The sequence below is a fragment of the Ruegeria sp. BHSA163 genome, assembly GCF_059613365.1.
On the sequence record NZ_JBXWSJ010000032.1, the window covers coordinates 1 to 18,841 of the forward strand.

General features: G+C 52.3%; 18 protein-coding genes. 12 read left to right on the plus strand and 6 right to left on the minus strand.

The window, feature by feature from the left end; genetic code table 11:
• From AC2FNV_RS15085 to AC2FNV_RS15095, 3 genes are all read left to right on the plus strand, one after another.
• On the plus strand, window positions 1–560 hold a 560-nt coding region (locus tag AC2FNV_RS15085; RefSeq protein WP_496773752.1), incomplete at its 5' end, for a TSUP family transporter.
• Between the two features lie 198 nt (window positions 561–758).
• Complete coding sequence (locus AC2FNV_RS15090; protein ID WP_170604930.1) at window positions 759–2,462, plus strand: alkaline phosphatase family protein; 1,704 nt, start codon at window positions 759–761, stop codon at window positions 2,460–2,462.
• Between the two features lie 276 nt (window positions 2,463–2,738).
• Complete coding sequence (locus tag AC2FNV_RS15095) at window positions 2,739–3,635, plus strand: phytanoyl-CoA dioxygenase family protein (RefSeq protein ID WP_170604932.1); 897 nt, start codon at window positions 2,739–2,741, stop codon at window positions 3,633–3,635.
• A gap of 136 nt (window positions 3,636–3,771) precedes the next feature.
• On the opposite strand, the gene AC2FNV_RS15100 is transcribed toward AC2FNV_RS15095, so the two are convergent.
• Window positions 3,772–4,035, minus strand: a complete 264-nt coding sequence (locus tag AC2FNV_RS15100) for a DUF4242 domain-containing protein (RefSeq protein WP_170473251.1) — start codon at window positions 4,033–4,035, stop codon at window positions 3,772–3,774.
• 165 nt (window positions 4,036–4,200) lie between these two features.
• On the opposite strand from AC2FNV_RS15100, the gene AC2FNV_RS15105 reads away from it, so the two are divergent.
• The gene (locus AC2FNV_RS15105) at window positions 4,201–5,079 is read left to right on the plus strand and encodes a LysR family transcriptional regulator (RefSeq protein ID WP_170473249.1); all 879 of its coding nucleotides are present in this window, start codon (window positions 4,201–4,203) and stop codon (window positions 5,077–5,079) included.
• 169 nt (window positions 5,080–5,248) lie between these two features.
• Here the strand turns inward: AC2FNV_RS15105 and AC2FNV_RS15110 are convergent, their stop codons facing one another.
• Window positions 5,249–6,316: a Gfo/Idh/MocA family protein gene (locus AC2FNV_RS15110; RefSeq protein ID WP_496773756.1), complete on the minus strand. Its 1,068-nt coding sequence runs from the start codon at window positions 6,314–6,316 to the stop codon at window positions 5,249–5,251.
• 96 nt (window positions 6,317–6,412) lie between these two features.
• Here AC2FNV_RS15110 and AC2FNV_RS15115 point away from each other — a divergent pair, with 96 nt between their 5' ends.
• The 3 genes from AC2FNV_RS15115 to AC2FNV_RS15125 are packed head-to-tail and all read left to right on the plus strand — an operon-like array spanning window position 6,413 to window position 9,135.
• Window positions 6,413–7,252, plus strand: a complete 840-nt coding sequence (locus tag AC2FNV_RS15115) for an amidohydrolase family protein (protein ID WP_170604936.1) — start codon at window positions 6,413–6,415, stop codon at window positions 7,250–7,252.
• Window positions 7,253–7,270: 18 nt separating this feature from the next.
• Complete coding sequence (locus tag AC2FNV_RS15120; RefSeq protein ID WP_170604938.1) at window positions 7,271–8,248, plus strand: TIM barrel protein; 978 nt, start codon at window positions 7,271–7,273, stop codon at window positions 8,246–8,248.
• A complete protein-coding gene (locus tag AC2FNV_RS15125; protein WP_170604939.1) occupies window positions 8,248–9,135 on the plus strand; it encodes a PfkB family carbohydrate kinase in 888 nt (295 codons plus the stop codon). The genes AC2FNV_RS15120 and AC2FNV_RS15125 overlap by 1 nt, the downstream gene beginning before the upstream one ends.
• A 20-nt stretch (window positions 9,136–9,155) precedes the next feature.
• Here the strand turns inward: AC2FNV_RS15125 and AC2FNV_RS15130 are convergent, their stop codons facing one another.
• Window positions 9,156–10,187: an aldo/keto reductase gene (locus tag AC2FNV_RS15130; RefSeq protein ID WP_170604942.1), complete on the minus strand. Its 1,032-nt coding sequence runs from the start codon at window positions 10,185–10,187 to the stop codon at window positions 9,156–9,158.
• A 95-nt stretch (window positions 10,188–10,282) separates the two neighbouring features.
• Between AC2FNV_RS15130 and AC2FNV_RS15135 the strand changes: the two genes are divergently transcribed.
• From AC2FNV_RS15135 to AC2FNV_RS15155, 5 genes are read left to right on the plus strand one after another with little or no spacing between them, the layout of a single operon-like run.
• Window positions 10,283–11,092, plus strand: coding sequence for a BtpA/SgcQ family protein (locus tag AC2FNV_RS15135; RefSeq protein ID WP_170473232.1), 810 nt, complete (start codon window positions 10,283–10,285; stop codon window positions 11,090–11,092).
• Window positions 11,089–12,189: a M42 family metallopeptidase gene (locus tag AC2FNV_RS15140; protein ID WP_170604943.1), complete on the plus strand. Its 1,101-nt coding sequence runs from the start codon at window positions 11,089–11,091 to the stop codon at window positions 12,187–12,189. The genes AC2FNV_RS15135 and AC2FNV_RS15140 overlap by 4 nt, the downstream gene beginning before the upstream one ends.
• The gene (locus AC2FNV_RS15145) at window positions 12,189–13,682 is read left to right on the plus strand and encodes an FGGY-family carbohydrate kinase (protein WP_170604944.1); all 1,494 of its coding nucleotides are present in this window, start codon (window positions 12,189–12,191) and stop codon (window positions 13,680–13,682) included. The genes AC2FNV_RS15140 and AC2FNV_RS15145 overlap by 1 nt, the downstream gene beginning before the upstream one ends.
• Window positions 13,679–14,230 carry an SIS domain-containing protein gene (locus AC2FNV_RS15150; RefSeq protein ID WP_170473223.1) on the plus strand — a complete coding sequence of 184 codons (552 nt, stop codon included), beginning with the start codon at window positions 13,679–13,681 and terminating at the stop codon, window positions 14,228–14,230. Before AC2FNV_RS15145 ends, AC2FNV_RS15150 begins: the two co-directional genes overlap by 4 nt.
• Window positions 14,231–14,234: 4 nt before the next feature.
• A complete protein-coding gene (locus tag AC2FNV_RS15155; protein ID WP_170604946.1) occupies window positions 14,235–14,987 on the plus strand; it encodes a creatininase family protein in 753 nt (250 codons plus the stop codon).
• On the opposite strand, the gene AC2FNV_RS15160 is transcribed toward AC2FNV_RS15155, so the two are convergent.
• The 3 genes from AC2FNV_RS15160 to AC2FNV_RS15170 all read right to left on the minus strand — a co-directional run bounded on the left by AC2FNV_RS15160 (window position 14,980) and on the right by AC2FNV_RS15170 (window position 18,707).
• A complete protein-coding gene (locus AC2FNV_RS15160) occupies window positions 14,980–15,897 on the minus strand; it encodes a carbohydrate ABC transporter permease (protein WP_170473218.1) in 918 nt (305 codons plus the stop codon). The two genes, AC2FNV_RS15155 and AC2FNV_RS15160, sit on opposite strands and share 8 nt — an antisense overlap.
• Window positions 15,898–15,899: 2 nt before the next feature.
• Window positions 15,900–17,006 carry a carbohydrate ABC transporter permease gene (locus AC2FNV_RS15165; RefSeq protein ID WP_170473215.1) on the minus strand — a complete coding sequence of 369 codons (1,107 nt, stop codon included), beginning with the start codon at window positions 17,004–17,006 and terminating at the stop codon, window positions 15,900–15,902.
• 66 nt (window positions 17,007–17,072) lie between these two features.
• Window positions 17,073–18,707, minus strand: coding sequence for an extracellular solute-binding protein (locus AC2FNV_RS15170; RefSeq protein WP_170473212.1), 1,635 nt, complete (start codon window positions 18,705–18,707; stop codon window positions 17,073–17,075).
• Window positions 18,708–18,841: the final 134 nt, after the last annotated feature.

Below are 18,841 nucleotides of genomic sequence, written 5' to 3' on the forward strand. Positions count from 1 at the left end.
GACAAGCGGGTCATTTTCGGGAAACTGTTCGGCGATTTTGGCCGATGCTGATTGCGCTTTTCCCAGGTCTGGGCGCGGGACTATGGGCTTTGTCACGGATTGAAGGGGTACAAGCAGGAGCGGTCTTGGGGATTGTTCTTCTGTTGTGGTGTGCCTTCACGTTTGCCAAACCCGATCTGCGTCTTCCTGCCGGGTTTGAGCGTCCGTTGGCGCCTTTATCCGGCTGTCTGACGGGTCTTATCAACGGCGTAACAGGCTCGCAGGTAATGCCAGTTGTTCCATTTCTGATGATGCTGCACCTTGAACGGAATTTGTTTATTCAAGCGCTCAACTGTTCGTTCACATTGTCCAGTTTTGTTATGGCAATGGGCCTTGGGCAATTGGGCCTGTTTTCGCAGGATGACTTTTTGATCTCGGTCCTCGGGTTGGGTTTTGTGTTCATTGGGTTAACTATAGGTGGCAAGATACGTCATCGCCTGTCTGAAACTTTGTTTCGTAGTGCAATCATTGCGATGTTGTCAGTGATGGGAGTGAGCTTGGTTTTGCCTGCTTTGCCGTAAAACTAGATCAAGTGATTATTCGTCAATCGCCGCGCCTCGAATTGAGTTGCTGTTCGATTGTACCCGAATACTCTGACTAGAATCCAATGACAGGCACATCGCTTCTTGCCTTGCTGATCGAACTTGATGGAGGATGTCATCAAGCGAAAATAAGCTAGCGTGCCGCATTCCGCGCGATTGAGGCGAGGAGAACAAGTTATGACCAAAACATTTAAGGCTGCTCTGGCATCATGGTTGGTTACGGTAGCGCCAGCCTATACGCAAGATGCCCCACGTTTGGTCTTGCAGCTAACCGTTGATGCTCTGCGCGGAGATCTTCCTACTCGGTACGTTGGAAATCTTGGTGAAGGTGGTCTTAAGTATCTGCTTGAAAATGGCCTGCACTATGTCGATGCCCACCACTGTCACGCAAATACCGAGACAGTAGTAGGCCACGCTACGTTAGCCACTGGCGCTACGCCGGCCGTACATGGAATGGTCGGTAATATCTGGTTCGACAGAACCTTGGATCGCGTTGTCTACAACGTCGAGGACCAAACGGCACCGCTGTTGGGAGAAGGTGCTGGTGTCAATGACGAAATCGAGATCGACCCGACACAGGCGGCGGCAGGTACAGATGGGCGGTCGCCCCGTGCGTTGCTTGTGACCACGTTTTCAGATGAGTTGAGCGCATCGACTGCTGGCGCGGCCAAGGTCTTTGGCGTTTCGATCAAGGACCGAGGGGCAATCACAATGGCGGGGCAAAGTGGCAAAGCCTTTTGGTTCTCAAAATCCGCTAATCGTTTTGTTACCAGTTCTTACTATTACGACGCATATCCAGATTGGGTGTTAGCCTGGAATGATGCGACCCCGAGTGCATCATTTGAAGGAGCCTCCTGGGAGTTGATGCACCCGAAGGAGACATACCTCTTTGCTGAACGCGATGACCAGCCTTGGGAAACCGACGTCGCTGGGTTCGGTAACACTTTTCCCCATCGTTATTCCTCGTCACAAAACGCATTTGACCCGCTGGAAAACCCATACTTCACGACTTTTCTCACTCTCAGCCCTGCTGGTGACGATCTGACGGCACAATTTGCAAAACGGTTGATCGAGGCTGAGGCGCTCGGGCAGGATGCAGTGACGGATTATCTGGCAATCAGCTTCTCGTCGGTCGACTACGTCAACCATGTCTTTGGTCCATCCAGCCTCGAGGCGGAAGACACGATTTACCGCCTTGACCAGACTCTTTCGAACCTCTTCTCCTTCATTGATGAACGCATAGGGTTGGAGCATGTTCTGATCGTTCTTTCGGCGGATCACGGCACGACTGATGCTCCGGGCTATTTAGATAGTGTTGGCATCCAAACAGGTCTTGTGGCGCCAGACAGCTGGGACCCAACCGAGCAGATTGCAAGGCTAAAAGAACGCTTTGGTATTACAGGTCAACTGCTGGCAGGGTATAATCATCCCTATCTGAATATCGCACCCGAGGTTCTGGAGCAGAGCGACATTGATCTGCCTGCGTTGGAAGCGGCTATCGCAGAAGAGCTGCTGTCTTTTCCCGATGTAGCCTTCGCCATCCCCAGCACGGCGATTGAAGCCAACCTTTTGCCCGACACTGAGATAATGCGTTTGATACGAAACAACTATCACCCGGCGCGCTCTGGCAACATTTATGTCGTCTTCAAACCGGGTTGGTTCATCGCCGATTTTGACGGTCTCTCGGTCACCTCAACACACGGGTCACCTTGGCGCGGCGACACACACGTGCCAATCCTATTTGCAGGCCGTGATATAGCGCAGCAACAAATTGCACGCCGAGTCTGTACGACTGCCATTGCATCCACATTGTCGGCCCTAGTTGGCACAGCGCGTCCTAACGGTGCAAGCGGTGAGGTGCTTCAGGAAGTCTTGGAATAGAGTACGACGCTGACATATTGTGACAGCGAACCATGTTTAACACACTGTTGGTATTAGCGTTGGTTTTAGATCACCGAATGTACAATTGCGCCGTGCCTCAGCCTATTTCGTTGGATCGACATCGCTTTGCGTCAACGCCAGTAGGACACATTTGGCAGAAGTTGTGATTACGGCCTTGTGTTTAGCCGCCGATTGCCAGTGGTCCCTGTCATGAAGCCCGATGGAATTGACACAGTCGACAGTACAAGCCACGCTTCGACAAAGTGGGAGGAAGAAATGACCGAAGTACTTTCTAACGAGCAAGTCGCCTCATATCGTGAAAACGGATACCTCTTACTTGAAAATCACCTGCCGGAAAGCATCCTGATCGAAATACGTAATGAAATCAGTCGCTTCGAGGAGGAAGCCAAGGGAATGATAGAGTCTAACGACAGACTAGATCTGGAGGACTCACATACACCCGAAGATCCGCGGCTAAGGCGAATAAAACTGCCTCATAAAATTAGCGAAATAATGCGCGACCTGATGTATTCGGACCTTATTCTCGCGCCTGCAAGAGATTTGATCGGCCCGAACCTGCGGTTGCATACAACGAAACTCAACATGAAGTCTGCAGGCTATGGCGCAGCGGTAGAGTGGCACCAAGACTATGCGTTTTATCCCCATACTAACGACGACATTCTCGCGATCGGTGTGATCATTGACGATATGGAAAGTCAGAATGGCCCCCTAATGGTCTATCCAGGCAGCCACAAGGGACCTGTTTATGACCACCACGTCGAAGGTGTTTTTGCGGGCGCTTTTGTACCGGAAGACGTAGGCCTAAATCCCGCAGACGCTGTCGAGCTTAAAGGACCAGCCGGATCGATTTCCATCCACCACGGCCGGATTGTTCACGGCTCATCGCTGAACACCTCCGAAAGTGCACGGCGCATTCTGTTCTATGAGATGATGGCCGCGGACGCGTTTCCGATTATGGGTTCGATGACGAGATGGGACGGGATCGAGGACTACAACACTCGCATGTTGTGCGGTGAACCTACAATTGCGCCTCGCTTAAAAGATATTCCAATCCGTATTCCCCAACCTCAACCTGACGTGCCAATTTCAATCTACGAAATACAAAAGGGTATGAGGTCACGTTCATTCCGTACCATTGGAAAAAAAGCGTAGGGCCAAGTCTTCGAGCAATTATTACATAACAAGCTTTTAGGTCTACGCGTCGATTAGAATTGGGCGCGCAACCCAAAGTGACATGGGCCCTGAGACTATATGCTCAAGGCCCAACGAGTTCCGATAAAGCTTTTTATTAGGGAGTAAGGTCCATTGCTGCCACGACCTTTTCATAGGGTAGTCCTGCTGTATCGTTTAATCGACGAACCTGATCAGCGGTTTCGCCATCAAACAGGCACATGCAGCGGCCATCGTCCGGGGCAAATGTGGATCGGACATAGCTGATAGTGTCCCCGTCATCGGTCATCTTCTTGGCCGTTGCGATTGCCGCTTTCTGAGCGGCCGCCAAGTCGTCCATGCTGATACCCTTAAGGTTTCTTTCGACCATAAAAACAGACATCGTGTTCCCTTTCTGAAGATTGAAAAGCAATACCGCTATTGGATCACGATGCCTTTGGTGAGGGAACTATCGATGCTTTATCGGTTAATAACTCCAGGTTTGGATAAAATAGTGTATCCTGGGACTGACTGAATTAAGTGATCAGTAATCAGAGAGGCCCCAAAAATGGAGATGTCTCAAATCAGATATGTTTTGTCGGCTGCAAAGCATCTGAATTTCACTAAGGCTGCTGCAGAGTGCAATGTGAGCCAACCAGCCCTTACTAAGGGAGTAAAATCGCTCGAGACCGAGCTAGGTGCGCAGGTGTTTCATCGCGAAGGTCGAAAAATTCTTGTGAGCGATTTTGGAAAAACAATGCTTCCGCACCTGCAACATATCGTCGATGAAGCAGCCGCGACGCAAGCCCTAGCGCAGAATTTTCGACTTCTTGAAAAGGTACCGCTGCGTTTGGGTGTTCTTTCAACTATCGGGCACGTTCGCCTAGCCAGGTTTCTGGCGCAGTTTGAGAAAAGCCATAGCGGATTGGAATTGTCGGTCAATGAAGCAAGCACTTCAGATCTAAGAGAAAAATTGGAAGAAGGCGAAATTGATGTCGCCTTCATGACACTTACTGACGAGTTGGAGGAAGAATTCAGGAGTCATCCACTATACGCAGAACGATATGTTGTTGTTTTTCCGCCTGAACATCGTCTTGGGCAACTGAATTCAGTAACCCTGCAAGAACTGTCACGCGAACACTACGTTGACCGATTGGCCTGTGAATTGCGCGAAATGGTAATGTCAGTTTGCCAATCAAAGGGTGTGGAGTTGTACGCACGCTTTCGCTCAGAACGGGAAGACTGGGTACAGGCGATGGTAGCGGCAGGGATAGGTTTCGCATTCATGCCCGAGTATTCGGTGACTTTACCCGGGTTGTTGCAGCGTCCGCTTATAGAGCCAGAGGTTTCGCGAACAATCGCAGCCTTCACTGTTCCCGGTAGAAGGCACTCGCCCGCGCTCGATGCTCTTATGAGGGCATCGCAAACTTTTTCATGGCCCGGATGATTATTGTCGATTTGGGCGGGAGGCCGCAGCACTTTACGAGGTGGCTCTTCAAGGACAATCAAATGTTGTCCAGTAGAACTATTTTGTCGTTTTACCTGATTAGAAGGACACCCGGTATTCTGTCGGAACATTCAGATCCAAAGGTCCAATTTCCAGATAATTAAATACGTTAATCGTCCAAAATCAATTCTTTGCCAGGTAGCTGGGCAGATGAATAACAAGCTTCGACCAAAGCCATCGTCTCATAGGCATCGTCGGTTGATGTGTATAGCTTTTCGTCTTCGCCTGAATCAAACCTTTGCAGATTGCGCATTGGTCCCATGAAGCTCTCGACGAACCAGTTGCCTATGAGTGGTATCTGCTGCCAATCCGATCCGTTTTGGCAAAACCAGAGCTCGTCCGGCTCACCATTCGGGTAATCATAAAGCACGCCCAGTTTCGCCATCATCGCACCTTTTGTTCCTTCAAATCTGATCCATGCGGATTGGAACTTTCTGCCGCCCTGGTGATTGTGGTTAATCGACATGACGCCCCGAAGGCGGTCGCCATAATCCAATATCACGGAAGATCTCGTCTGGGCGAATTGCGGGGCTCGCGGATCGGGCATAGTCCGTGCGAATACCCCATTTGGATTGCCTGCAATTGCACGAACAGTGTCTAGGTAGTGGATAGAATGTACGGCAAACTCGACCCGCTCCAACGGGATCAGAAACGGGAAAATATTCCAAGGAGTGTAAATGTTTAGGTGAACCTCAATCTCCAGCAACTCGCCCAAACGACCGTTTTCGACAGCATCTTTGACGGCCAGCATCATAGGTGAATACCTGAGTTGAAAATTTATTGCAGATTTCAGGCGCTTTTGCCGACAAAGGTCTCTGATTTCTCGGGCGTGCGCCTGATCGCTGCCCATAGGTTTTTGGATCAATACAGCGGCAAGATCCGGCAACACGGGAAGAATATCAGTAATTGCATGAGGCGGAACCGCAACGTCATAAACGACATCTGTTCCGCATTGTGCAACGACTTCGGCAACGCTTGAATAGGTCCCTGGTATATTGAAATCGTCGGCAAGTGACTTGGAGCGCGCAGGCACCAGATCAGTAACGCCCCGAACCGGGATATCGGCCAATTTGTAGGCGGGAAGGTGCGCGTCGCGAACGATCCCACCTGCGCCGACTATAACCACAGGTTTTGCGTTGATCGGTGCAGGCCAGTTTTGCTTGAGATCCAATTCCATAGCGCGCCACCCTTTTGAGTTAACTCTATTCGGTGTAGCAATTTAGGACACTAAGCAAAAATTGACTAATGTGGTTTTGGCGGGCGAGAGGACACGATGAATTTCATCGATACGCATCAGCATGTTATCTATCGCGATGACTTCGGCTACGCTTGGACGAAAGATATCCCCGAGCTATCAGCTGGCAACTTTACTTTCGAGGACTACGACGCACTGACAGATGGAGCCGGTGTTGTGGGAACAATCTTCATGGAAACCGGCGTGGATGATGCAGATCATCAAGCTGAGGCACGATTTGTTGGCCAACGCGTCGGTACAAACAACCTTCTCGGACAAATAGCTTCTTGCCGACCCGAGGAAGAGGCTGGATTTGATGACTGGTTGGAGGAGGGACGGAATCTAGGCGTTGTGGGCTATCGCCGCATCCTTCACGTGGTGTCGGATGAGGTATCGCAATCCGAAACGTTTCGCAAAAACCTCCGCAAGATCGGCAGGGATAGCCTACCGTTCGATATGTGTTTTTTGGCGCGCCAATTGCCGATTGCGCAGGCGCTCGCGCGTGCCTGCGATGATCAAATTCTGGTTCTGGACCATTGCGGTGTTCCCGATATTGCCGCCAGTGCATTCGAAAGCTGGGCTGAAGGAATAAGCAAAATTTCTGAAATGGATCATGTGGTCGTCAAGCTTTCTGGGATCACGGCTTATTGCGCACCGGGAGATTACGGGGTCGACGTTCTGCGCCCATGGGTCGATCACATTCTTGGTGCCTTTGGTCCAAGCCGCATTGTCTGGGGCAGCGATTGGCCTGTTGTTAACACAGGTTCCGGCCTACCTGTTTGGATTGAGACGACACGTCAGTTGCTGGCACATCTTTCGCCAGATGAAACGTCAGCGATCACCGAAAAAAATGCGCTCCGGGTATATGGATTGCAGTAAACAAGAAGGAATGACCACATGAGTCTGGGCGGGAAGTATGCGGCGCGTCTGAACGCTTTCAAAAAGAATGGCGGTTCATGCGGTTGCGAAATTGTGCAGATGATTCAAGCTGCAGGAAAGGTGGGTGGGCTGAATGCAGCTGATCTAAATTTTCCGGATCACTTCAAGGACCTGAATGGGCCGGAGATTTCTGAACTTCTGAACGACAGCGGGATGGCGCTGAACGGTCTCGCGATGCGTTACTACACGGACCCAGCTTTCGCGCTTGGTGCCTTTACGAACCCGGACCCGAATGTACGGCAGGCAGCCATTGATTTAACCAAAAACGGGATCGATACAGTCGCGCTGATGGGCGGTCAGCTTATGACGCTTTGGATGGGTCAGGACGGCTTTGACTATGCGATGCAGTGCGACTATCGCGCGATGTGGGATAGTACAATCGCTGCGCTACAAGAGGTCGCAGATCATAATCCCGAAATTGATATCGCGTTGGAATACAAGCCCAACGAACCCCGCGCCTATGCACTAATGCCCGACGTCGGCACAACGTTGTTGGGTGTTTTAGAGGCGGATCGCCCCAATATTGGCGTAACGCTTGATTTCGCGCATGTTCTTTACGCCGATGAAATGCCAGCACATTCGGCCAATTTAATTGGGCGGCACGCGCAACTTATGGGTGTGCACCTGAATGACGGAAATGCTAAACGCGACGATGGTTTAATGGTCGGAACAGTTCATCCCGTGGCAACGGTCGAGCTTTTCTGTGAGTTAGACAGAATGGGTTATGACGGCGTGATCTATTTCGACACGTTCCCAGATCATTCTGGCCTGGATCCGATTGAAGAGGCCCGCACCAATATCGCAATAACCGAACGCCTTAGAGCTGTGGCCAAGGAACTGGCTGGAAACAATGAACTAACGGCAGCAATTTCACGTCAGGACGCGACGCAAAGCCAACGGATCGTTGCCAATGCTCTTTATGGAAATTCAGCGTGATGAACGACGTTTTCATTGTGGGCGCTTTGCATCTGGATGTGGTCGTTGACGCGCCTCGGCTGCCCGCCTTGGACGAGACGCTGATGGGCAAGCGTGTTTCCTACCGTTTCGGGGGCAAAGGCGGAAATCAGGCTTTGGCCGCCGCAAGGGTTGGGGCAAAGGTCGCTATCGCGGGTCGCGTCGGACTGGATGAATTCGGAGCTAAGATTCTTGAAGCGCTCCGAAATTCGCGCGTGGACCATTCTCAGGTTCTGCAGGTGCCCGGTGCAACTGGTATGAGTGTTGCGATAGTTGAAGAAGGCGGCGAATACGGCGCGGTAGTTGTCTCGGGCGTTAACCAGACCATCGATCCATTGGATATCGATCCCGGCGCATCCAACGTCATATTGCTGCAAAACGAAATCCCCGAGACCATCAATTTGGCCGTGGCCAAAAGCAAACGGCCCGACACGAAACTTGTACTGAACGCAGCGCCTGCCCGGAAATGTTCTACTGAACTTTTGGATTCCGTCGATCTTTTGGTGGTAAACCGGGTCGAGGCGGCACAGATGACAGGAAAACCAGAGACCACTCCCGAAGACGCCGCCGCAGCGCTTGCATCGCTTGGACCGAAAGCTGTTGTCGTAACGGTCGGCCGAGAAGGTGCAGTGATTTTTGAGAGAGGTTCCTTAAAGAAGATTGTACCGCCAATCCAGGCTATCGGTTCCGCGCACGGGGCAGGTGACGCATTTGTCGGAGTATTGGTTAGCGAACTTGCAAAACGCTGGAATTTGATTTCGGCCGCAACTTTTGCGTCCGCCGCAGCAGCTCATTTTGTTCATACTCCGCCAAACGCTCGTGAATCCATTACTCGAAGCGCGCTCGATAACTGGATCGCAGGGCTATAGATCGTCGTTGGAGGAATGATTTACCCGAGTATGGGGGCCTCTTCGGCGATCAGACCTTGCGATTTCAATTCGCGCCACAAATCGGAAGGAATATCCGCTTTGGCCGCTTGCAGGTTGGACTCCATTTCACCCACGGTTTGCCCACCGGGAATAACTGAAAGAACTGCCGGGTGGCAGAGAGGAAACTGAAATGCCGCGTCGATCATACGGACATTGTGCGTTGAGCATATCGCCTCAATCCTGGCCACGCGATCAAGAACTTCCTGAGGCGCCGGATCGTAGTTGTAGAAAGCCCCGGGGCGCGGGCCGGTTGCGAGTATGCCTGAATTATAAGGGCCGCCAATTACAATTCCGACGCCGCGGCGTTCGCACATAGGCAGGAAAGATTTCAACGCTTCCTGTTCCAAAAGGGTATACCGACCGGCCAGCAAAATGATGTCTGGGTCACCATGCTCGACTATCCATTGGGCGGGCTGCCATTCGTTCACCCCCAACCCAAAGGCGCTGATCGTGCCTTGTTCCCTCAGTTCAACCAGGGCCTTGTGGCCGCCCTCAAGAAACTCATGCAATTTGGCATCCAATACAGCCTGGGACCCATGATTGAAGACGTCCAAATCGTGTCCGTAGAGGATGTCGATGCGATCAACGCCAAGCCGTTCCAAAGAAAACTCGATAGAACGCATCACGCCATCGTAAGTGTAGTCATATATTTCGCGACGCGCTGGCACCTCGAACCATTTTCCAAAGCCGTCCCGTTTTTCTGGATGGGTCACTTCCAGCAAACGCCCGACTTTGGTGGATAAAACAAAGTCATCTCGGGATTTGCTACGGAGTAGTGTGTTCAGCCGGGTTTCAGACAAACCAAATCCGTAAAGTGGCGCGGTGTCATAGTATCGAATACCCTCATTCCAGCTGAGGTTCAGAATTGCTTGCGCTGCTTCATCACTTATAGCGCGATAGAGGTTTCCAAGCGGGGCAGCGCCAAACCCAAGTTCGGTAAATGTCAACCCACCTGTTCCATGCCTGTCCCAATGACGTTTTCGTAATTCCATATCCAAAACCTCCTGGCGTCTAGGTTAAAATGAAACCACTTGGGGGCAAGCCTTTTCCAGAGTAAGCTGGCGGGAACGAAAAGTTGGAGGGTGGATTGTCCAAATTTCTCAACGCTTTCGGAGTCGCGAAACCGGTAATTGGTATGGTGCACCTTGGTGCTTTGCCGGGCGCGCCCTTGTTCGATGCAGAACGCGGTCTGGATGGGCTGGTAGACGACGCACGCGCAGATTTGACTGCACTTCAGGTAGCTGGGTTCGATGCTGTTATGTTCGGCAACGAAAACGATCGACCATATGAATTTGAAGTAGACCGTGCCTCAACAGCTGCGATGGCGTATGTCATCGGTCAATTGAAGAATGAAATCTCTGTTCCCTTTGGCGTTAACGTACTTTGGGACCCGATCAGTTCCATTGCTTTAGCTGCCGGGACGGGCGCGGCGTTTGTACGTGAGATTTTTACCGGCACCTATGCCTCGGATATGGGGCCGTGGACCCCTGATGCAGGCGCGGCTATGCGCTATCGAAACGCATTAGGACGTAAAGATCTGGCGATGCTGTACAACGTGTCTGCCGAATTTGCCGATAGTCTGGACCGCCGTTCCTTGGCTGATCGGGCTAGAAGCGCTGTTTTCAGTTCTGTCCCAGACGCAGTTTTGGTGTCCGGTCAAATCACTGGCGAAGCGGCCGCAATGACCGATCTTGAGGCCGTGAAAGCTGTCCTGCCGGACACCCCGGTGCTCGCCAACACCGGGGTCAAACACAATACAGTCTCAGATGTCATGGCCATTGCAGATGGGTGTGTGGTGGGTTCAGCGCTGAAGATCGACGGCAACACGTGGAATGCCATCGACCCTCAAAGGGCGAGTGACTTTATGGTGCGCGCAAGGGCGGCGCGTGGGTCATGATTGATCGACTACGCAAAGATCTTATCAACTTGATGAGAATTCCTGGGCTTAGTGGCCACGAGGATCGCGTTCGTCATGCCATCGCCGATCTTTTGATGGCCGAGGGAGTCGAAAGCCGATCCGATCGCATGGGCAATCTGATTACCACATTCGAAGGTGAAGCGAATTGCCCGTCTGTGATGCTGTTTACGCATATGGATCAACTCGGGTTCATCGTGCGGAAAATCGAAGACAATGGTTTGATCCGCGTCGAACGTTTGGGCGGCGTTCCAGAACGCGCCTTGGCCAGCCAAGCTGTAACCCTTTGTGTAGGGACGGGAAAGGATGTCGACGGCGTACTTTATAACAAAAGCCATCATGCGACGGCGCCGGATGAAAAGTACCAAGTTTTAAAGGCCGGTGACGTGTTGATCGACACGGGCCATGGTAGCCGGGATGCAGTCGAAGCCGCCGGTGTACGAATTGGCACACCCGGCGTATTTCGCCCTAATGTCTTGCCTTTGGCGGAAAATAGGATCGCCGGAACAAGTGTTGATGACCGTGCTGGGTGTGCGGTTCTGCTGGAAGTTGCTCGACGCCTAAAGTCCCTCGAGAACGGTCCGACGGTTCATTTGGTTTTTTCGGTTCAGGAAGAATTCAACTTGCGCGGTGCAGTGGTGGCCGCACAGAGCTTGAAGCCGGACATGGCCATCCAGGTCGATCTGATGTTGGCAACTGACACGCCAGAGATGGCGGATCGTGGCGACATGCTGCTTGGCGGTGGACCGGGAATTTCGCTCTACTCGTTCCATGGACGCGGTACGTTGAATGGCGTAATTCCACATCCTTCGCTTGTGCGTTTGATGGAAGAAACTGCTGAAAATGAGTCTATTCCGTTGCAGCGCAGCGCCCAGGTTGGGGCGCTAACTGACTTAAGCTATGTGCAGCTGGTAGGGGAGGGGGTCGCGTCAATCGATGTCGGTTTTCCAATGCGCTATTCCCATTCCAGCCTTGAGGTTTGCGACCTGAATGACCTTGAGGCCTTATCGCGACTTCTGATCGCAGCGCTTCAACGCATTGATGCGGGCTTTCCTTTGACCCGCGATGGTCAAGCCTGATGGCATACACTCTTGGCATAGATATCGGCACTTTCGAATCCAAAGGAGTTTTGGTTGACGGCGAAGGAAAAATTGTCGCCACCGCTGCACGACCGCACGAAATGCTGGTCCCTCAGCCCGGTTGGGCAGAGCATCGCGCCGACGAGGATTGGTGGGGTGACTTTGTTTTTATCACGCGCGAGCTTTTGGGGGCTTCCAACGTTTCCTCTAACGACATCAAAGCCATAGCAACCAGCGCAATTGGGCCTTGCATGTTGCCTGTAGATCCAGATGGTCAGCCATTAATGAACGGTGTGCTCTATGGCGTCGATACCCGGTCCGAGCGTGAAATCGCGGAACTAACCAATCAAATAGGCGAAAACCGCATAATGAAGGTGTGCGGCAACGCTTTGACCAGCCAATCCGTTGGGCCAAAAATTCTTTGGCTGCAGAGGAACAGACCTGAGATTTGGGCGCAAACGGCGCGTATCCTTACGTCGACCAGTTATTTGACGTTCAAGCTTACAGGCGAATACGTAATTGATCACTATACTGCCGCAAACTTCAGCCCAATCTACGATGTGAACCAGCTGAACTGGACGGACGAACTAACAGCAGAAATTGCTGGGCCGAACATGTTGCCGCGACTGATGTGGTCTACCGAGATCGCTGGCCATGTGACGCCAGAAGCCGCTGTAGAAACAGGTTTGGCGGTTGGAACGCCGGTGACCTGCGGCACGATCGATGCAGCGGCAGAGGCAGTTAGCGTGGGAACTCAGGCCGCTGGTGACATGATGATGATGTATGGTTCGACCATTTTCATCATTCAGGTCACGGATTCTCCGGTTCGCGATCCGCGTTTATGGTACGCACCTTGGCTGTTTCCGGGTAGCCATGCCTCGATGGCTGGTCTGGCAACCAGTGGAACCCTTACCCATTGGTTTCGCGATCACTTCGCTAAGGAGTTAACCCGCGAGAATGCCTTTCCGATTTTGGCAAAGGAAGCCGCCGCTTCCGCGCCGGGATCAAACGGGCTTTTGTTCCTGCCGTATTTTTCAGGCGAACGTACGCCAATCCATGATCCAAAGGCTAAAGGAACATTCTTTGGTCTGGACCTGACGCATACCCGCGGCGATCTTTACCGGGCGGTCCTGGAAGGCATCGCCAATGGTACGGCCCATGTTGTTGAAACTTATCGAGATGTTGGTCATCCACCTGTACGTGTATTGGCTGTCGGAGGCGGGACAAAAAACGAGATCTGGTTGCAAGCCACCTCTGACATAGCGCAAGTTCCTCAAGTCGTTTGCGAAAAAACTATTGGTGCCTCGTTCGGTGACGCTTTTTTGGCTGCTTGCGCTGTGGGAATGGCGCGACCAAAGGATATTGATCGTTGGAACCCAATTGATCGGCTGGTTCAGCCGCAAAAGCATGCAGTTTATGAAAGACAGTATCTGCTGTTCAAAGATCTCTACCAATCAACGCGCCACATCGCGTCAGCGCTTGGGAGAGCATGACGGAGGCGTTCGATAGAGCGATCTCAGAACTTGCGAGTGTTGCTCGTGAGATCGACCATGACGCAATTGAAACCGCGTGTCGCATGATCTGCGAGGCCCGCAGAGTCGTACTGTACGGTTGCGGGCGCGAGGGGTTGCAGATGAAAGGATTCGCAATGCGTCTGTTCCACCTGGGATTTGACGTTTCAGTGCAGGGCAGTATGACGACACCCCCGGTCGGCGTAGGCGACTTATTCTTGGTCTCTGACGGACCCGGCCGGCTAGCGACCGTCAACGCTCTGACAGATATCGCCCGTTCCGCCGGAACCAAGGTGGTGTTGTTCACCGCAGAACCAGATACCAAGATTGCCTCCAAGTCAGATTGCACCGTTGCAATTCGTGCTCAAACCATGGCCAGCGACCAAGGCTCGGATAAATCACTTTTGCCTATGGGTTCGGTTTATGAAGGGGCACTGTTTTTGCTCTTCGAAATCATGGTGCTGCGTCTTTGCGACCTTACCCAAGCGGATTCGACCGACATTCGGGCCCGACATACCAATCTGGAGTGAGCGGATGCGATTTGAACTAATGCTTCCACACCAAATCCGAGATGCCATTGAACGCAACCTTCCAGTCTTGTTGCCTTTGGGTGTTCTTGAATATCACGGTGAACACATGGCTGTGGGCATGGACATGCTTGCTGTAACCCGGATTTTGGATCGGTTAGAGCAAGAATTGGACATTGTGATCTTGCCGCAATTTGCCTACGGCGCGGCCAGCTACGCGGTTGAACGGCCCGAAGGAGCCGGATCAGTACACGTTGGCGCCGACAAAATTTTGCCGATTGCCGAAGAGATTTTTTTCAGCCTTTTGCGTGTTGGTTTTCGCAACATTCACGGGTTCATTCACCACCAGACCGAGAACTTTACCGCTGGAATGCCAACCGATCTGGCGTTCAAACTAGCAGGGCGGCAGGCAATTTTCAGGTTCTTGGAAACTCAGTATGGTGAGGGTTGGTGGGGTAGCGACAGAATGCGCGATTACTATACTCAGCACGACGAAGGCATCGACCCTTTCAATTGGATTTGCGTTCATCCTTTGATGGATGAGAAAATTACCCAAAAATATCCTTTTGACCACGCCGGGATAGGGGAAACGTCACTAATGATGGCGCTTGCTCCTGAAGTCGTCGACCGCGACCGGTTTGGTGATAATTCAGGTTGGTACACTGAAAGCGCAAAAGATGCATCGGCTGAACTTGGCGAAATGGGTGTCGGTCTCATATTGGATCGTTTGAAGGAGTTGCTCGTTCGCGACGCTACTTGACCGCCCCTGCCGCCATGCCTTTGATTATGAAACGTTCCAGCGCGATGCCGATCACGATCAAAGGAAGGATCGCAGCAAAACTCAAGGCAGCCATGGACCACCAGGAAATACCTTGCGATCCAGTTTGACTGGCCACCATGACCGGCAAGGTTTTTGCATGACTGGAAGTTAACAGCGCGGCAAAGAAGTATTCGTTCCAGGTTAGAACCAAAGACAAAATAAACGATGCGACCATACCCGGCGCGGCAATGGGCAGAATGATTGTCAGAAACGCCCCCCAAATCGAAAGCCCGTCAACTAGGGCCGCTTCTTCCAGTTCTGTCGGGATTGACCCGAACTGGTCGCGCATGATCCAAATTACAATCGGGAGCACGGTCAACGTGTAAAGCAGTATCAGCCCGATACGCGTATCAAGCATCGCTAGGGACTTGTACAAAACCAGAAAGGGCAGCGCTAAGACCACTGGTGGTAATATCAACTGGCTAAGAAAAAAGAATGAAATGTCAGAGTTGCGCATAAAGCCAAAGCGATAGTTGAACCGGCTGAGCCCATAGGCTGCCATGCTGCCAAGCGCGACGGCTAAGGTTGAAGCTGACAAAGCCACAACCGTTGAATTCCAGAACCTCTTCAAAAATTCCTCGCGCACCGTGCTTTCGTTCCCGATCGTGTCCGGGGAAAGCCCCAGTGACCGCCAACCAAGCCATTTGGGTGTAAAGTCCCACCACGGTACCACATTGCCCTTCATCACATCCGGCGCGGTTTTGAAACTGGTTGTGATGGTCCAGAAAATTGGGAAGATCGCAATAATGGCCCACAGGATAAGGATGCCGTAGATAATGAGGCGGCCCGAAATGCGTCGCGCTCGGTAGGCGCGGTCGGTATCACTGTCATGAAAAATCTGGCTGCTCATCGTCAATACCTTGGGCGCATCCAGCGTTCAGCCGCTTTCATCAGGATGGTCATCGCGATGACGATCAGGATCAAATAGAAAATTGCCAGCAACGTGCCGTAGCCCACATTGGAGCGGTCGCGATATTCTCGAAAAATGAAAGATGTTACGCTGTCTGTCGCTCCGCCCGGGCCACCAGAAGTGACGTTGATGATGATATCAGCAAGCTTTAGTTTGAAAATAATCCGGATCAGAATAGCCGTGATGCTGACCGGCAGCATCAACGGGAACGTGACCTCCCAGAACCGCCGCCAGGCGCTGGCGCCGTCGACCTCAGCCGCTTCATTCAATTCACGCGGGATCGCCTGAAGACCGGCCAGTATCATGATCATCATGAACGGTATATAGGTCCAGGCGTCCATTAGCATGATCATCAGACGTGCCACCTCGGGCGACGAAAAGAATGAAGGGTTATCAACACCCAGTTCCCGAAGCATCCGGGAAATTGGGCCAAAACGATTTTCGAGCATCGACTTGCCGATCATCCAACTGACGGCCACAGGTGACAGCATCAACGGCAAAAGAAACGCGACCCTGAAGAATTTTCGTGCGCGAATTTCCGCGTTTAGCAAGATGGCCAAGCCAAAAGCAATCCCGTATTCCACGATGATCGCCAGCGTGTAATAGACCATATTTTTCAGAGCGTTCCAGTAAAACGGGTCGCTCCACATTTGGCGGGCGTTATCCCAGCCATTAAATTGACGTCCATCCGGGCTGGAAAGGTTCCAATCCGAAAACGCGATCACCAAGCCGAATAGCAGTGGAAAAACGACCATGGAGACGACAAAAAGCGTGGCAGGCAAAACAAAGAGTGATCGCTTTCCATGTTCCCCGCGCGCGATGACCTGTCCTGCACACAGACAAATGCCCCAAAGGACATAGGCATAGAGTGTCGGACGCCAGTTTTGAAAACCGATGTCTATCCAGCCATTCTGATCCGCTGTTTGAAGGAAGGCGACAAGGAACATCAGGCCAGCAGAACCCCAGACAATAGTCTTGCCAAACCGCCTGCGCCGGTCGGAAATTTCGTCTGCCGTTACGACATGTAAAAGATCGCCTTCAGAGCTCATTTCCGATTTGTTCTGCCTTGCTTTGTCGTGTACGGGCCGACAATTGATTTGCCGGCCCGAAGATTTTTACATACCAAGTGACGCTTTGTAGAGCGCAATCTGGCTTTCTCGGCCGATCTGGTCAGTGATCTTTTCCCAGGCTGCCGCGATCGCGTCAGCGGTCTCCTGAGCCGATCCGTACTGGCCGGCGTACCCCTTCGCAAGTTCGTCCTCGGCAACAGAATAGTACTGGAAAATGCCAGGGATGCGGGGTTCGATTGCCGCGTTCGGGTGGTTGTAACTGTCGGCGTTGGACCCGAGATAATCCTCGACGAACGCGCGATCATAACCTGCGGCCTCCCATTCATCGAACTGGAAATGAGAGTTCCGATAGGGCTGGAAGCCTGACGGATAGGCCGACATCCAAAGCGAAATGTCTTTGCCGCCCAAGTGCGCTGCGGCGCTCCAGGCTGCTTTGCGCTTCTTCTCGTCGCCCGATACGCGTTTGGTCACGTATACTCCCCAACCAAGGTAAGCCATGTTGGGTGCTTCGTTGTAGTTATCTTCCCATTCTCCGGTCTGACTATTGTAAACGCGGTCCGAGCCAGGATTGATACCAAATCCTACAACGTCGCCAACTACGGACGTGTCTGACGTTCTGGCGTTAGAGCCAATGTCACCCCACCACATCAACATCGAACCGGAACCAGCAAGGAATTGTTGGAAACCTGTCGTGCCGGGGTCGGCGTTGATTTGGTCTGCCGGGTAAGCGCCAGCTTCGATCAGATCCAGCACATCCTGAATTGCCTGAACCCATGCAGGGTTGTTTACCCGAGGTTTCATCGTGTCAGGATCAAAGAGCCAAGCCGGATCGCCGGGATGTTTGGCGTAAGCTGCAGCGCGGTTTTCAAGGAAATAGAATCCAAAGCCGCCCCAACCTTTGAGCGGATCAAGATATCCATGTGCGGGAAGGCCAGTTAGCGGATCCTCTTTTCCGATCAGGTCCTTTGAAACGGCATTGACTTGCTGCCAGGTGCGCGGCACTTCGGCTCCGCCGATGGCGCCTTCACCGAAATAATCGGTTCTATAGGCAAAGGTGTGGCAGTCGCCGTCAATTGTGATGCGGTATTTTTTACCGTCCCATGTACCAACCGGTGGCTTTAAGTAACCCACAAGATCGTCTTCCTCGATCTGCTCACCGACCCAGTCCGGCATTTCATCCAAAAGACCCTTGCCGGCTGTATCACCTTCAAATGGTGCGCCCATTTCGATGATGTCGAAATCGACTGTACCAGTCGCAATCGCTTGCTGAAGACGCGGGTTATAGTCGGCCTGCGCAAGGTCAACCCAGTTGATCTTAGCACCCGTGTAGGCCTCCCACGGTTTCAGGAATCCTCGGAAAAGGAAGTTGTGAAGGTTCTGGTTGTTGAGCCCCATAAAGGTAAGTTCAACACCTTCAAACTCGCCCTCGGCTACGCGTTCCTTTGTTGGCCCAAGCGTCATTTCACCGACCTTCTGCCAATCGGCATCCGTGGGCGAACCCTGGCCGACACCAGGAATTTTCAAGATTTCGGCTCTTAGGTCAGCATGACCATCGGCAAGCGCCGCAACTGGCACTGTGCCCCCTACAGCGGCCAGAGCGCTAACGCTGGCGGCCCCTTTCAGCATTCTGCGGCGGCTCATCTGAGCGCGCACAATTGCGTTGTAATGTTCGACTTTCACGTGTTCCTCCCTTTCAATGCGAGGGTGGCCCCCCAGATTTCTCGACGATCCTCCTAAGTTCAAATGCCTAAGCTGATGACACTTGCAAATTGATTTTTCTAACAGCCTGGCAGATCGAAAAACAATCTCAGCCA

Coding starts and splice junctions, on each gene's coding strand:
- AC2FNV_RS15110 (WP_496773756.1), bottom strand. CDS start 6,316: ATGGAATTGGATCTCAAGCAAAACTGGCCTGCACCGATCAACGCAAAA.
- AC2FNV_RS15105 (WP_170473249.1), top strand. CDS start 4,201: ATGGAGATGTCTCAAATCAGATATGTTTTGTCGGCTGCAAAGCATCTG.
- AC2FNV_RS15155 (WP_170604946.1), top strand. CDS start 14,235: ATGCGATTTGAACTAATGCTTCCACACCAAATCCGAGATGCCATTGAA.
- AC2FNV_RS15090 (WP_170604930.1), top strand. CDS start 759: ATGACCAAAACATTTAAGGCTGCTCTGGCATCATGGTTGGTTACGGTA.
- AC2FNV_RS15160 (WP_170473218.1), bottom strand. CDS start 15,897: ATGAGCAGCCAGATTTTTCATGACAGTGATACCGACCGCGCCTACCGA.
- AC2FNV_RS15140 (WP_170604943.1), top strand. CDS start 11,089: ATGATTGATCGACTACGCAAAGATCTTATCAACTTGATGAGAATTCCT.
- AC2FNV_RS15115 (WP_170604936.1), top strand. CDS start 6,413: ATGAATTTCATCGATACGCATCAGCATGTTATCTATCGCGATGACTTC.
- AC2FNV_RS15095 (WP_170604932.1), top strand. CDS start 2,739: ATGACCGAAGTACTTTCTAACGAGCAAGTCGCCTCATATCGTGAAAAC.
- AC2FNV_RS15120 (WP_170604938.1), top strand. CDS start 7,271: ATGAGTCTGGGCGGGAAGTATGCGGCGCGTCTGAACGCTTTCAAAAAG.
- AC2FNV_RS15150 (WP_170473223.1), top strand. CDS start 13,679: ATGACGGAGGCGTTCGATAGAGCGATCTCAGAACTTGCGAGTGTTGCT.
- AC2FNV_RS15165 (WP_170473215.1), bottom strand. CDS start 17,006: ATGAGCTCTGAAGGCGATCTTTTACATGTCGTAACGGCAGACGAAATT.
- AC2FNV_RS15100 (WP_170473251.1), bottom strand. CDS start 4,035: ATGTCTGTTTTTATGGTCGAAAGAAACCTTAAGGGTATCAGCATGGAC.
- AC2FNV_RS15145 (WP_170604944.1), top strand. CDS start 12,189: ATGGCATACACTCTTGGCATAGATATCGGCACTTTCGAATCCAAAGGA.
- AC2FNV_RS15130 (WP_170604942.1), bottom strand. CDS start 10,187: ATGGAATTACGAAAACGTCATTGGGACAGGCATGGAACAGGTGGGTTG.
- AC2FNV_RS15125 (WP_170604939.1), top strand. CDS start 8,248: ATGAACGACGTTTTCATTGTGGGCGCTTTGCATCTGGATGTGGTCGTT.